Below are 13,916 nucleotides of genomic sequence, written 5' to 3' on the forward strand. Positions count from 1 at the left end.
TATAAAACCTATCATTCACTTTTCTGTCTTCCACCATTCCCCTTCTCCGAAGGGGTGGATTTTTGCAGAGCAAAAAGACGGGGTAGTCAAAACATGTTGGCTTCGAAAGCTTCAGCCAACGAGTCGTCAATCATCAGCATTAAACAAATAAAAAAGCCATCAGATTTCTGATGGCTTCATTATTTAAATCAATTATTTAAAATTAAAAACTTGTCGCTGCGGATGGAGTAGAAGATGCAAGATTATTATAAGCATCTCCGTTCTCGTTGATTACTCTTTTTGCAAACCTGAATTTAGGTCCCCAGTAAGAATCATTCAGCGATGAGATCATTACCCCTTTTGAAGTGGCTGCGTGGATGAATTTAATTTCACCGTCTTCAGTAACACTTTCTACGATACCTACGTGAGAGATTCTTCTTCCGTGTGAAAAGAAAATCAAATCTCCCTTCTGAAGCTCCCTTTTATCAATGCTTTCACCCTCCTGAGCCTGAGAAGCTGCTACTCTTGGTAAGCTAAGCCCTGCTGCTGCCCCGAATACGGAAAGAACGAAAGCTGAACAATCAATACCTCTTCTTGTCATTCCTCCGTATCTGTATGGAGTTCCAAGGTATGTTTCAGCTTCTGTAAGGATATTATCGATCGTTTTATTGTATTTGACTGCTTTTGCAATCTCAGAATTTTTAATAGCTTTTTTCGCGTTGGCGATAGATGCGGCCTTCTCTGCTAGAAAGGAATCAATAAGTCTTTGCTTATCCTGTTCCATTTTCTTAGTATCTATAGAAGCTAGTTTGGCATCTGTTTTGTATTCTTTAGTGTAAGTTGCTGGTTGTGAAACTACATAATTTGTAGCACATGATTGAACTGAAACGGTAGACACTAAAGCAACTAAATAAAACAAAACTCTTTTCTTCATATATATTTGATTATCCGTGTTAAAAGGAATATTTATTTTTCAAAAGCATTACAAAAGTAGAAATTCCGAGCAAAAGACCCCTGATATGATTATTGTCAGGTTCTTTATTTAACACATTTTAACATATTATTTCAGTATGTTAAAGAAAAACAAACCGCAACCGCCTATTTTTGGTGAGTATGCGGTTTTTTTTATTAAGATTCTTTAACATAATAAATCGTTTTTCCTTTATTAATCGGATTCCGTGATTTAAAACTCTACTTTTCACTGCTGTTAATAAACCAAAAAAACTCCCCGGAAAACCGGAGAGTTTAAACTAATATGGAACTTTACAGATGTTATTTTGTAAATAACATTTCTCTATATTTAGTCATTGGCCAAAGTTCATCATCAACCATCATTTCAAGATCATCAGAAGCTTCCCTGATGCCATCGAATAAAGGTTTTACTTTGTTGCAGTATGCTTCTGCCTGCTTTTGACTATCAGATACAGCTTTCGCTGCTTCTCTTGCTTTAATAAGGTCTTCTACCCCTAATTTAATCTTGGAAACATTTTCGGAAATATTAGTGATCAAGCTCATTTGCTCTTTCGCTAATGTTTTGAATTCTTTGTCTCCGAATATTTCTTTAAGACCTTTTACATTCTCGATCAATCTGTTCTGATAATTTAATGCAGAAGGAATGATATGGTTTCTTGCGATATCGCTCAATACTCTTGCTTCAATATCAATAACGGTAGAATATTTTTCAAGTTTGATTTCGTTTCTTGCCTCAACCTCTCTGTGGGTAAATACTCCGATTTCTTCATAAAGATCAAGGAATTTTTTATCCATTTCCTGCTTAAGAGCTTCCGGAGTGGTTTTTAAGTTGTTCAAACCTCTCTTTTTAGCTTCTTTTGCCCAGTCGTCTGAATATCCGTCACCTTCAAACATAATGTTTTTACACTGTTTGATGTATTCTCTTAACACATTAAAGATGGCTTCGTCTTTTTTAAGGCCTGTTTCAATTAAAGCATCAACTTCTTTTTTGAAATCGTTTAATTGTTTTGCAGCGATGGTGTTCATTACAGTCATAGACTCTGCACAGTTGGCAGAAGATCCTACTGCTCTGATCTCAAATTTATTTCCTGTAAATGCAAATGGAGAAGTTCTGTTTCTGTCAGTGTTATCCAACAAAATTTCAGGAATTTTTCCAACTACATTTAGTTTTAGATCGGTTTTTTCGTCCGGAGAAAGCTTTCCTTCCGTTACTTTTTCAAGCTCTTCCAATACTCTGAACAGCTGGCTTCCGATGAATACGGAGATAATGGCCGGCGGAGCTTCATTGGCACCTAATCTGTGGTCGTTGCTTGCAGATGCGATACTTGCTCTTAGAAGGTCGGCATATTCATATACAGCCTTAATGGTGTTAACAAAGAATGTTAAGAACTGTAAGTTTTTCTTAGGGTTTTTTCCCGGGCTTAATAAGTTTTCCCCTGTATCAGTCGCTAAAGACCAGTTGTTGTGCTTTCCGCTTCCGTTTACGCCTGCAAATGGCTTTTCGTGGAATAAGATATGGAAGTGATGCTTGTGAGCGATTCTTGCCATGATGTCCATCAACAAAGAGTTGTGATCCACAGCAACGTTTACTTCTTCAAACATTGGAGCAAGCTCAAACTGGTTCGGTGCAACCTCATTATGTCTTGTTGTTACCGGAATTCCCAGTTTCATACATTCGATCTCCAGCTCTTTCATGAAGTTCATTACCCTTGTAGGAATAGAACCGAAATAGTGGTCATCTAACTGCTGTCCTTTTGCAGGAGAGTGTCCCAATAAAGTTTTTCCTGTTAAAACAAGGTCCGGACGTGACTGGTATAATGCAGAGTCAACCAAAAAATATTCCTGCTCCCATCCCAGAGTAGGCGTTACTTTCGTTACATTTTTGTCAAAATACTGCATAACGTTGGTTGCAGCTTCATCCACAGCGTTCAAAGCTCTTAAAAGAGGTGCCTTATAATCTAAAGTTTCTCCGGTATAAGAAATGAAGATGGAAGGAATACATAAAGTAGTTCCCATGATGAAAGCCGGAGAGGTAGGATCCCATGCTGTATAACCTCTTGCCTCGAAAGTATTTCTGATACCTCCGTTCGGGAAAGAAGAAGCATCAGGCTCCTGCTGGATCAGCAAATTCCCACTGAATCTTTCAATGGCTCTTCCTCCTTCAATCGGAGTAAAGAAAGAATCATGCTTTTCTGCAGTAGTTCCTGTTAATGGCTGGAACCAGTGAGTATAGTGGGTTACTCCTTTGCTCATTGCCCAGTCTTTCATAGCAACAGCTACCTGGTCTGCAATGTGTCTCTGGATTTTAGTACCTTTTTTCATCGCATCCAAAATAGACTGGAATGCTTCTTTGGTTAAATATTCTCTCATGGTCTCTTCTGAGAAAACATTCTGACAGAATAATTCTGACAATTTTCCAGGTACTTCAATAGAATTATCTTTTCTGAAGTCCTTAAATGGTAAAGTTTCTAACGCTTTGAATCTTAAAGTTGACATAATAAGGTTAATTTTTACAGGGCAAATTTACGAAAAAATGAATTGAAAATAAAATACCCCTGATTTTTTTAGGGGTGTCTTTTAATTTGTTCAAAAATCAAACAATGATTTAATTTTTTATAAGGGGGGTATTAGGTTGGTGGAAATGAAAAAATATCCCTTTAATACTGTCATGAATACATTTTACACAAAACCGTTTACAATTCCTAAAGATACAAATTTAAACTGCTTGTTAAAAGATACTTAAAATAAGTTGAGCGGAGATTTTGTATATTTGTGTGAAATTTATTTTATGACAAATTCTAGAGCTAGAGAAACAACGGAAGCAATTGAAAGATTGTATATTTCTATGAGACACCTCTTTTACAGAGGTTTTTTTAAACCTGCCGGTGTTTCAGGAGAAAGTATCAGAAGTTTGTTGAAGACGATCAATCCAGAGATTTATGGTACCATGAATATTCCCAACAAAATGGAATTGAATGGTTTGATGTATGTTTTAGACAGACTTCCGGAAGGAATTGAGGAATGTGCTTTTATTCATCTTACATCAGATGAGGGTTTTGATAAAGGAAGTTTCGAACCTATTGTACCTAAAAAGAGAAGAAGAAACTGTTACAGGATAGACGAACACCAGATGAATATTGAAGTTCTTTTGGGACGTTCTGAAATTTATGACATTCTTACTCACTTAACCTTTTTATTTATAGAAGCGGATAAAGTAAGGAATCTGGCTTTCATTCAGGATGAAAACTGGAAGCCGACACGTGCTTTTAAAATTATTGAAGAAGTAGTAAAAGGTGAAAAAAATTCAGCAGAAAAGAAAAAGAGGTTGCTTTGATCCATTTATCTTCTTTAATAGGAAGAACTTTTGAAGAAACCCTGAACGCTTATAATTCTTTCGGGGACGATAATAATCCTGACCGTTTATTCAAGATCATCTACAACTTAGGTAAAGTAAGTTTAGAAGATGCAAAGCAAACGAGAGAAAGAGAAATTCATTTCAGTGCTATATTAAAGGAAAGAGTAGGGCATCACTATTTTGGTGAAAAATGGGCCAACAAAGTGAAAGAAGTTTTATTTGAAAACGATCTTCACATGAGACCTCTGCATATTATTTCTGCAAACATGCACTCCGTGAAAAATATGCTGTACGGAAATGATGCCTTAAAGAGAAAAGACCACAAAGAAGTAGACTATAAACTTTACGGAGATATTTCCGATAAAAAAGAGCTTCGTGATAAAGTTTCCAAATATGCTTTGGAAGAAGGCATGATTTATATTAATGATAAGAGCGGAAGTAATATTGATGTTCAGATCATTGATTTAAGCAAAACAGATCTTAAAAATACCCCGTTCAGTGGTATAAAATATAGCGGCGATGATGTTATCATGGTTTTCGACTATGCTTTCGGAGAGCAGGCCTATGAAGTAATGGACGAGTTGCTGAGACCTTACGAACATAAGGGGAAGTTTATATGATGAAGGTAAAATCTGTTTCCATCATGGGGAAAGCAGGAATTCTTGCCGGAGGAAAAGGAGATATTATGATCCCTACCTCCCATATCTTTGAAGGAACCGCAGACAATTATCCATTTGAAAATGCTTTGAAGCTTGAAGACTTTAAAGATAACGAGTTAAAAGCTTTTGAAGGCCCGATGATTACCGTTTTAGGAACATCACTTCAAAACAGGGATATCCTTTCTTATTTCATGAACACTTCCTGGAAAGCCATTGGTCTTGAAATGGAAGGAGCACATTACCAGAAAGCGATTCAGGTAGCTTCCAAGATCAGACACCACATTTCACCGGATCTGTTCGTGATGTATGCTTACTATGCTTCGGATAATCCTTTGGAAACAGGAAGTACACTTTCTTCAGGAGGTTTGGGGCTTACAGGAGTAAAACCTACCTATCTGATCACTCTGAGAATCCTTGAAAAGATTTTACAGAGCGGAAAGAAAGAAATTCCGGCCAAAAAATAATTTTTAAATTATAAAGAATATAATCCTTCAAGGTTTTTAAAACTTTGAAGGTTTTTTTTGCCCCGAATACCCGAATTTTCACAAATACTTATTTATATAGAATAATGTAGATGTCAATTAAAATTTGTGTATTCGTGGCAAAACAATCTACATCAAAATCAACGGGAGAAAAAATATTATCTTTAAGAAAATTAAAACAATGAGCTCACCATCACAATTAGCCAAAAGATTCAGAGAAGTTATACTTGACGGTTTATGGATTGCCAATACCAATTTTAAAGACCAGCTTTCAGATGTAACCTGGGAGCAGGCAATAACGAAAGTAGATTCTTTAAATACCATCGCCATGCTTACATTTCATATAGATTATTATATAGCAGGAATCGTCAATGTATTGGAAGGCGGCGCTCTCGAGATAAAAGACAAGTTCAGTTTCGATCTTCCGCCCATTGAATCTGCAGAACAATGGGAAGAGCTTTTAAATAAACTATGGACGGATGCAGAAAAATTTGCCGTTTTAGTTGAAGAGCTCCCTGACGATAAGCTGAATGAGGTTTTTGTAGATGAAAAATATGGTACTTATCTCAGAAACATCGATGGAATGATTGAACACAGCTATTATCATTTAGGACAGATTACTTTGATCAAAAAACTATTGAAGTCAAATTTAAAACAATGATCCGGCGCACAAAAAATAGTATCTCAAAAAAATACTTTTAACAACAAGAATTAAAATCCATCTAAACTACTAATATACCACAGAAACCCTTCAGAATAACTCCACATTTGAAGGTTTTATATAAATTACCTACCTTTAAAAAAAATAAATTTTAAATGAGAAAATCGGCTGCAATCCTTTTTGCGTTTATCATTTCACAATTTCAGGCTCAGCAGGGAGCTTATTATCAGCAGGCTGCGAAATACAAGATGGACATTGATGTTAATGCTGAAAAATTTACCTACCAGGGAAACCAGACTTTAGAATATACCAACAACTCGCCGGATGTGCTGAATGTGGTGTATTTTCATCTTTACTGGAATGCCTTTAAGCCTAATTCAATGATGGATCAGAGAGTGGCCGGCCAGGGAAAAAACGGAGATTCCAGATTACAGAAAGATGGGGTTTCAAGATTGGCTTCCATTCCGAAAGATCAGGAAGGTGCCCAAAATATCCATTGGATCAAACAGAATGGGAAGGATCTGAAGTTTGAGATTCAGGAAACTATCATGAAAGTGTATCTGGCAGAACCTATTCAACCTAATTCCACAACGACCTTTACCATGGACTGGGATGCTGTGATACCTCAGCAGATCAGACGAAGCGGAAGGAACAATAAGGAAGGAGTGGATATGACCATGACGCAATGGTACCCGAAAATTGCAGAATACGATTATGACGGCTGGGCGACATTCGATTATATCGGAAGAGAGTTTCATGCGCCGTTCTCGGATTTTGATGTGACCATTAAAATCAATAAAGATTATATAATCGGAGCCGGAGGAATCCTTGAAAACCCTGCAGAAGTAAAAGGGTATGATTCCTCAGCTAATATTAAAGTGGATAAAAGTAAAAAAGCAATCTGGAAATGGACTGCTAAAAATATACTGGATTTTGCATGGAGTGCAGACAGGGATTATGTCGTAAAAAGTTTTGATGTTCCGGAAGGCCCGAAAGTATTCTTTGTTTACCAGAATAATGACAAAACAAAAGTTTGGGAAGAAGCCCAGCCTTACGTTACCAAATATTTCCAGATCATGAACAGCCATTTCGGAAAATATGTATATCCGACCTATGCATTCATCCAGGGTGGTGATGGCGGTATGGAATACGGAATGTGTACCATGATCCTCGGTGAAGCCAAAGATATAAAAGGTTTGATGGGTCTAATGGCCCACGAAGGTGCCCACTCCTGGTATCAGCAGATGCTGGCAACCAATGAATCGGTGCGCCCATGGATGGACGAAGGGTTTACCAGCTATGCAGAAGGATATGTAATGTACCAGCTGTTTCCTGAAGAGCTTCCGAATCCTTTTGCCAATACGGTGAACGCTTACAGGAATTTTGTTAAAAAGGAATTGAAGAACCAGCCGTTTGGCTAGGTGACCACCACGATAACGGCACTTCTTATACTTATGCTTCTTATGTAAAAGGAGAATTATACCTTGTACAGCTGGGTTATATTATGGGTGAGCAGAATCTTTCAGAAACCTTGAAACAATATTATGACCAGTGGCATATGAAGCACCCATCGGACAGGGATTTCCTTCACATTGCTCAGAAAGTTTCAGGGATGGATCTGAAATGGTTCCAGAATTACTGGATCAACACTACAAAAACTATTGATTACGGAATCAAAGATGTGAAGTATGAGGCCAAATCTACAACCATCACTCTGGTCAATAAAGGACAGGTTCCGATGCCGATCGATTTCAATGTAATGACAGCAGATAAAAAGATAGTAACTTATCAGATTCCTTTGAATATGACTCACACGTGGAAGGAAAAAGATATCTACGGAGATTTTAAGACGATACCTTACTGGCCATGGACCCAAAAGGAATATACACTTACAATTCCTTACACCAAAGCTCAGCTGTCTGTTTTAGGAATAGATTTCAGCCAGAGAATGGCCGATGTCAATATTGAGGATAATGTTGTGGAAGTAAAATAACACAACCATACGATAAATAATTAATCCCACAGAAAAGCTCTGTGGGATTATTATTGCTATTTATTGGAAGAATTTACTTGCGAAGCAAATTCACTATTCACCATTGATTATTTAATTCCAAACTGCTGCACCATCCAGTGGTTAGGATGATTCTTTACAAGATCATTTCTTAAAACCTCATCTTTTGTGTTGAGGTAGCGGTATACTTTTAAAGGAACAGAGTCGGGATATTCTTTCAGCCCCTGATCTAAAACAGTTCTGGCTTCATCCTTTTTTTCGCTCCGTCCAGGGCTTCTGCTTTATAAACGTAAATAATAGCTGGAACCTTTCCGTAAATTTCGCGGCTTTCATTCTCCAGAAGGGTCATAGCTTCAGTTTGAAACTCTGTATCCGGTGCTTTACCCACCATGGAAGTCCGGCTGATATGCTGCTGATACATCAGGAAAAGCAATAAGATATGGAGATTCTTCGTTTCAGGATTAGATGCCAGTTTCTCTATTCTCTGAATGGTTTCAGGAGTCATTTCATCATTTTCAGCCTGAAGGTTTTTATTGTAAAATTCATCCATGATGTCGTAAACGGCTGTATCGTTCCGGTCAATCTTTGCGTCTTTTTTTATTTTCAGGAACAGTTCTTTTACCTGATTTCCGGTTTGTGCAGAAGTATTCAGGCCAATACAGAAGAGTACTATGAAGATCAATTTTCTCATGGAAACAGGATAAAAATATTTTAGATTTAAAGATAATTAAATGTTTCCAATTTTTTAAATACTGTTCGGTTATTTCCTTGTATAACTCTGAGAAAAGCTAATATTCTTTTGTATAATTTTTTTCTCTTCTATGTATTCGGTTTTGCTTCCATTCCCTGTTTTGAAAAGAGTCTTAATGGTGTTCTTTTGTTTTGGGCTTGTAAAGTCCGGTAGATAGCAGACAAAATGCAGATGAGGTCCGTTTGTCCAGCCTGTATTGCCACTTAATGCAATCACATCACCTTTTTTGATGATGTCTCCGATATTTACCTTAACTCCATTTTGTTTTAAATGATAATATTGGGCAATAGACCCATCAGAATGTAAAATAGAAACATAATTAGCTAAGTTAGCACAATCAATAGTAGGACAGCCTTTGTTATTAGTCTGAACAGCTTCGATCACTTTGCCATCCCTTGCAGCGGTAATTTCAGTTCCTTCAGGCATTACGAAATCTAATGAGTTTTCGTTTTGATGGGAAAAAGTTCCGTTATAACCCTGATAGACCTTAAAAGATTTTCCTTTTTGAAAAGGAAGGTCATATATATAATCCGAATCATAGGTTTTCAAAGTGGCATCTCCAATCAATGTATAATAGTTCGGTATTTTGCCGATTTTCCAACCTTTTTTCTTGTTATCAATTACAAAATAAGCAATTCTGTGCTTTTTGGATTGAGGGGGTATTACCTGAATAAGTTTAAACTTTTCAGGAATTTTCATATTGACAACTTCAGGCTGTTGCGGGAATGAGAGCGAAATGGGATAAATGTCTTCATTATCTACATAATAGGACACTACATCCTTCTTTTGTTCCAAATATATTTTTGCCGGCTTCTGTGCAAAAATCAATGTAAATTGTACAAATAGTATAAGGTTGATCGTTCTTTTCATTCAATGTGATTTTAAATTGATTTTGCAATGATAAAGTTATTTTATAAAAACAACAAAAATATACTTTGAGCTAAATCATATAGATATTGTTTATTTTTAAGGATAAAGCCTTATTTTTACAACTGTTTTTTAACCCAGATTAGCTTAAAAAATAAATGAATTCAATTGTAATCAACGTAGGGAACAGCAATATCAGATTCGGACTTTTTAACGGAGACAACTGTGATATTTCATGGGTCATCAATACAAAACCATACAGAACGGTAGATGAGCTGTATGTGCAGATTCTCATGCTTTACCAGACCTACAAAGTAGAGCCGGAAGATATCAGTAAAGTAATTATAGGATCGGTAGTGCCTCAGCTTACTAAAGTCATCAGTTCAGCGATCAAAAAATCCACGGTATCCAGCCGGTAATTGTAGACAGATCTACACCTTCTGGGGTCCAGGCAAAATCCAAACAGATGGGGACCGATATTTATGCCAATCTGGTTGCGGCGCACAATCTTTACCCAAACAGGAAAAAGATCGTCATCGATTTTGGGACAGCCCTTACAGCAAGCTGTGTAACGGAATCCGGAGAAACATTAGGAGTAATTATCGCTCCCGGAATTGTAACCTCTTTAAATTCACTGATCAGCCAGACAGCCCAGCTTCCTGATATTGAACTGAAAAAACCAAAATCCGTACTGGGTCTGGATACGGTAACCTGCATGCAAAGTGGTATGGTGTATGGATTTCTGGGAATGGTGGAAGGGTTTATAGACCGCATCAACGATGAGGTGAATGATGAATGTTTTGTAGTGGCTACTGGTGGCGTTTCCCATGTTTATAAGCCCCTTACGGAAAAAATTCATGTGATGGACAGGCTGCATACCCTTAAAGGACTTTATTTCTTAGGGAAAGATTTATAAAACTATATCATGAGAGCATTAAAAGAATTTCCGGTAATTGAAACAGAAAGACTGATTCTCTCGCAGCTGCAGGAAGAAGATATTCCTTTTGTAACCGAATATCTGCAGGATAAAGTTTTCTCTGATCTTACCTCCAATATTCCTTACCCTTATACCCGGGAGCATGCCGAATTCTGGCTTGAAATGTCACGGAAATCTTTTGAGGATAATACCGGATATACCTTTGCAGTCCGTGATAAGGAAGGCAGAATTTTAGGCGCTATAGGCCTTCACGACAGGGAAGATGACAAAGCTGAGCTGGGTTACTGGATGGGAAAGCCTTTCTGGAACAAAGGATATGTTACAGAAGCCGCCACAGCACTGATCGGTTTTGGGTTTCAGGAGTTGCAGCTCAATAAAATTTATGCTACCTATTTCCTTCAGAATCCCGCATCCGGAAGAATTATGGAAAAAATAGGGATGGAGCGGGAAGCCCTTTTAAAGCAGCATGTCAAAAAGGGGGAGGAATATTTTGATGTAATGATGTATTCTGTTTTAAAAAAGAAGAAATGATTTAACTATCTCTTACTTTTAAAGAATTCTTTCACGATGGATGAGCACTCGTTTTCCATTACTCCTGTTACCAGTTCGGTTTTCGGATGTAAAGAAAGATGCTTGTTAATAAATCCTCTCTGCTCATCTCTGGCGCCAATCACCACTTTAGAGATTTGTGACCAGGAAAGAGCTCCCGAGCACATTACACAAGGTTCCATGGTTACATAAAGGGTGCAGTTGATGAGGTATTTTCCTCCAAGGAAATTAGCTGCGGAAGTAATAGCCTGCATTTCTGCATGGGCCGTCACATCATTCAAGGTTTCTGTGAGATTATGGGCTCTGGCAATAATCCGGTTATTGGAAACCACTACACATCCGATTGGGACCTCATCTTTTTCCAGGGCGGCTTCTGCTTCCTGGAGTGCCATTTTCATATAGTATTCGTCAGTAAACATTTTAGTCTTCAATAGTTAAAGTTAAAGGAAGTCTCAGGTAATATCTTACGGGATATCCTTTAACAACGGCCGGAGAAAATTTTTCTGAAACTGAATACAGGGCAATCTCTGCCTGCCTGTTGAATGTAAAGTTGTCTCCCTGCGCGTGTACATTACTGATGCTGCCGTCTTTTTCAACAATGAAAACGACATTGGTTTTTACCGTTTTTGCTTCAGTATTAACGCCTCCGGTATAAAAAAGATTGGCAACTTCCTGTCTTAATGTATTGAATCCGCCGGGATAATCTGCAGATTTATCAAAAACGGCCTCTTTTTCAGTATTGCTTTCTGATTTGCCTTTGCTGCTCTTCAAGGACTGCAGGTCTTCAAGGTTTCTCACTTTTAGTAAGGTACCTATCATGGCTACATTTTCAATGCTGTCCATCTTCCTCATGAAGAGCATGAAATCGAGTTTTATACTGGCTTTTTTAAAGGAATCGGGCTCTGCATCAAATTTCTTTTTAAACTCCGTATTCAGCATACTCCTGTGCTGGTTATAGTAAGCCTTAACCTGCCGGAACTCTTCCTTCTGCTGTGAGAAGCAAAACGAAAAAGTGAGACAGAACAGGCTAAAGAATAAAGTTTTCAAAGGGGTATATTTATGTAAATATAATCAAAAAACATCAGCTTTGTATCAATTGATATCAGCTTTCCAAATAGCGGTTCAGAGATTCCTGAAGATGGGTGCGGATATCATCAACTAAACATTTCGGTTCTAAGACGGTCACTTCTTTTCCGTAAGATAGAATTTCCTGCATAAAATCGTAAGTAGGATGGAGGAAGAACTCGAAATAGATTTCTTCCGGTGTTTCTTTGGTTTCTTTCTGAGACTGGTGTAATGGAAAGCTTCTGATGTATTCTCCCTGGTGTCTGCTGCACTTCATAATGATCTTCTGAGGATTTTGCTCTGCAAGATTCATCACTCCAAAAGCATTTTTGAAATGCTCCCTGAAGTTATAATTGTATTTTTCACGGAATTTGCTGTTGCTTACATCCAGATAATTGACCCTATCTAAACCAAATGACTTTAAGGTCTTATCCTTGGTATCTATGGCAATCAGGTACCATCTGTCCTTAGATTCTTTTAAAGCCAGCGGATGCACTTTTCGTGAGGTCATCACTTTATTTTTGTAGTTGTAGTGTTCAAAACTTACGACTCTCTTGTTACGGATGGCAAAGAAAAGATCATAAAAATGTTCTATGCCGGTAGGTTTCCTGCTTTCAAAAAATATAAAATCTGAAAAGTCAGGATGAAGATTCAGTGCGTTGCTTACCTGGAAAGATTCCAGCAGTTTCTGGTTGTATTCATCCACTTCCATGATGGGGCGGCTTTCAATATAATATCGGTTATCTCCCTTTTTCTTGTTGTGAATAGAAAGGTTAAAAAGATCGGAAATCTCGCGGATATCCCTCTGCAAGGTACGAATAGAGTAGCTCTTGATCCCGGCATCCTGGAATTCGAAAGAGTTTAAAAGATAGTCCTCCAGCTGGGAATAGGTAGCCGGAGAACTTTCTAATCTTTTGATAATTAAGGCATACCTTGTCAAATAAAAATCTTTTTTCATTCGTCTGTATTTTTATGCAGCTTTTCACTGCGTTCATGGTAAAATTTTATATGACAAATATATAGGCTTAATGCGACAAAACGTGTCGTGTTTTATTTTTTTCTATTTAATTTTTGTAAGAAAAAACAGTAAGCCGTAGTATTCTACGACTTACTGATTAGTTAAAATGTTCTTTATCAAAAAATGTAATAAACTTTTTGGATGTGCTATTTTTTTTAAGCAACAAATAAACAGAAATACTGCTTATAAGAAGAGCCGGTACAATTGCGTACAGTAAATTAACTTCCAGAGATTCTTCTTTTTGATTTGATCGCAATACTATATTGAAAGGAAAACCTCTATTAAAATATATAAAGTATTTAACGGGAATATATGAGAAAAAAACAGCAATAATATATGAATAAAATGTATTTGATTTTTCAAATGTTTCTATTACTAAAAAAATAACTACAGATAAAATAAAATACATCGGGAATCCATCAATCCACCCCAGAATACCACCCAAAGGGCTTAAAATTATTTTACCTATAAACTCCCAATCTACAGGCCATTCTCTATACCACTGTTCCAGGGATTCTAAAATGAATCCAAAAATTAAATAGTAAGCAATAATATGAAGGGTCCAAATTTTTAAATATAATGTAAATCTGTTTTTTTTCATATTGCTAAC

10 protein-coding genes and 3 pseudogenes are annotated in these 13,916 nt (G+C 37.1%); 5 read left to right on the forward strand and 8 right to left on the reverse strand.

What is annotated here, in order from left to right:
* Positions 1–202: 202 nt before the first annotated feature.
* Positions 203–913 (reverse strand): C40 family peptidase, encoded by a 711-nt coding sequence (locus N4G44_RS03170; RefSeq protein ID WP_474924585.1) that lies wholly within the window; start codon positions 911–913, stop codon positions 203–205.
* Positions 914–1,251: 338 nt separating this feature from the next.
* Positions 1,252–3,447 carry a glutamine synthetase III family protein gene (locus N4G44_RS03175; RefSeq protein ID WP_040993305.1) on the reverse strand — a complete coding sequence of 732 codons (2,196 nt, stop codon included), beginning with the start codon at positions 3,445–3,447 and terminating at the stop codon, positions 1,252–1,254.
* 292 nt (positions 3,448–3,739) lie between these two features.
* On the opposite strand from N4G44_RS03175, the pseudogene N4G44_RS03180 reads away from it, so the two are divergent.
* From N4G44_RS03180 to N4G44_RS03190, 3 genes and pseudogenes are all read left to right on the forward strand, one after another.
* Positions 3,740–5,429, forward strand: a pseudogene (locus tag N4G44_RS03180) (DUF6909 family protein).
* 199 nt (positions 5,430–5,628) lie between these two features.
* A complete protein-coding gene (locus N4G44_RS03185) occupies positions 5,629–6,108 on the forward strand; it encodes a DUF1572 domain-containing protein (RefSeq protein WP_474924586.1) in 480 nt (159 codons plus the stop codon).
* A gap of 155 nt (positions 6,109–6,263) precedes the next feature.
* Positions 6,264–8,101 (forward strand): annotated as a pseudogene (locus N4G44_RS03190) (M1 family metallopeptidase).
* A 247-nt stretch (positions 8,102–8,348) separates the two neighbouring features.
* Here the strand turns inward: N4G44_RS03190 and N4G44_RS03195 are convergent.
* The gene (locus N4G44_RS03195) at positions 8,349–8,810 is read right to left on the reverse strand and encodes a hypothetical protein (protein WP_474924587.1); all 462 of its coding nucleotides are present in this window, start codon (positions 8,808–8,810) and stop codon (positions 8,349–8,351) included.
* 69 nt (positions 8,811–8,879) lie between these two features.
* Complete coding sequence (locus N4G44_RS03200) at positions 8,880–9,740, reverse strand: M23 family metallopeptidase (RefSeq protein WP_474924588.1); 861 nt, start codon at positions 9,738–9,740, stop codon at positions 8,880–8,882.
* 155 nt (positions 9,741–9,895) lie between these two features.
* Here N4G44_RS03200 and N4G44_RS03205 point away from each other — a divergent pair.
* A pseudogene (locus N4G44_RS03205) lies at positions 9,896–10,653 on the forward strand (type III pantothenate kinase).
* 9 nt (positions 10,654–10,662) lie between these two features.
* Positions 10,663–11,205 carry a GNAT family N-acetyltransferase gene (locus tag N4G44_RS03210; RefSeq protein WP_474924589.1) on the forward strand — a complete coding sequence of 181 codons (543 nt, stop codon included), beginning with the start codon at positions 10,663–10,665 and terminating at the stop codon, positions 11,203–11,205.
* A gap of 5 nt (positions 11,206–11,210) precedes the next feature.
* On the opposite strand, the gene N4G44_RS03215 is transcribed toward N4G44_RS03210, so the two are convergent.
* From N4G44_RS03215 to N4G44_RS03230, 4 genes are all read right to left on the reverse strand, one after another.
* Entirely contained in the window at positions 11,211–11,642 is a 432-nt protein-coding gene (locus N4G44_RS03215; RefSeq protein ID WP_048501355.1) for a nucleoside deaminase, read from the reverse strand.
* A 1-nt stretch (position 11,643) separates the two neighbouring features.
* Positions 11,644–12,270 carry an energy transducer TonB gene (locus N4G44_RS03220; protein ID WP_474924590.1) on the reverse strand — a complete coding sequence of 209 codons (627 nt, stop codon included), beginning with the start codon at positions 12,268–12,270 and terminating at the stop codon, positions 11,644–11,646.
* A 55-nt stretch (positions 12,271–12,325) separates the two neighbouring features.
* Positions 12,326–13,246 (reverse strand): helix-turn-helix transcriptional regulator, encoded by a 921-nt coding sequence (locus tag N4G44_RS03225; protein ID WP_040993314.1) that lies wholly within the window; start codon positions 13,244–13,246, stop codon positions 12,326–12,328.
* A 157-nt stretch (positions 13,247–13,403) separates the two neighbouring features.
* Positions 13,404–13,907, reverse strand: a complete 504-nt coding sequence (locus tag N4G44_RS03230; RefSeq protein ID WP_474924591.1) for a hypothetical protein — start codon at positions 13,905–13,907, stop codon at positions 13,404–13,406.
* Positions 13,908–13,916 lie beyond the last annotated feature (9 nt).

This window comes from Chryseobacterium sp. GTID13 (genome assembly GCF_056172655.1).

Coding starts and splice junctions, on each gene's coding strand:
- N4G44_RS03170 (WP_474924585.1), bottom strand. CDS start 913: ATGAAGAAAAGAGTTTTGTTTTATTTAGTTGCTTTAGTGTCTACCGTT.
- N4G44_RS03175 (WP_040993305.1), bottom strand. CDS start 3,447: ATGTCAACTTTAAGATTCAAAGCGTTAGAAACTTTACCATTTAAGGAC.
- N4G44_RS03185 (WP_474924586.1), top strand. CDS start 5,629: ATGAGCTCACCATCACAATTAGCCAAAAGATTCAGAGAAGTTATACTT.
- N4G44_RS03195 (WP_474924587.1), bottom strand. CDS start 8,810: ATGAGAAAATTGATCTTCATAGTACTCTTCTGTATTGGCCTGAATACT.
- N4G44_RS03200 (WP_474924588.1), bottom strand. CDS start 9,740: ATGAAAAGAACGATCAACCTTATACTATTTGTACAATTTACATTGATT.
- N4G44_RS03210 (WP_474924589.1), top strand. CDS start 10,663: ATGAGAGCATTAAAAGAATTTCCGGTAATTGAAACAGAAAGACTGATT.
- N4G44_RS03215 (WP_048501355.1), bottom strand. CDS start 11,642: ATGTTTACTGACGAATACTATATGAAAATGGCACTCCAGGAAGCAGAA.
- N4G44_RS03225 (WP_040993314.1), bottom strand. CDS start 13,246: ATGAAAAAAGATTTTTATTTGACAAGGTATGCCTTAATTATCAAAAGA.
- N4G44_RS03230 (WP_474924591.1), bottom strand. CDS start 13,907: ATGAAAAAAAACAGATTTACATTATATTTAAAAATTTGGACCCTTCAT.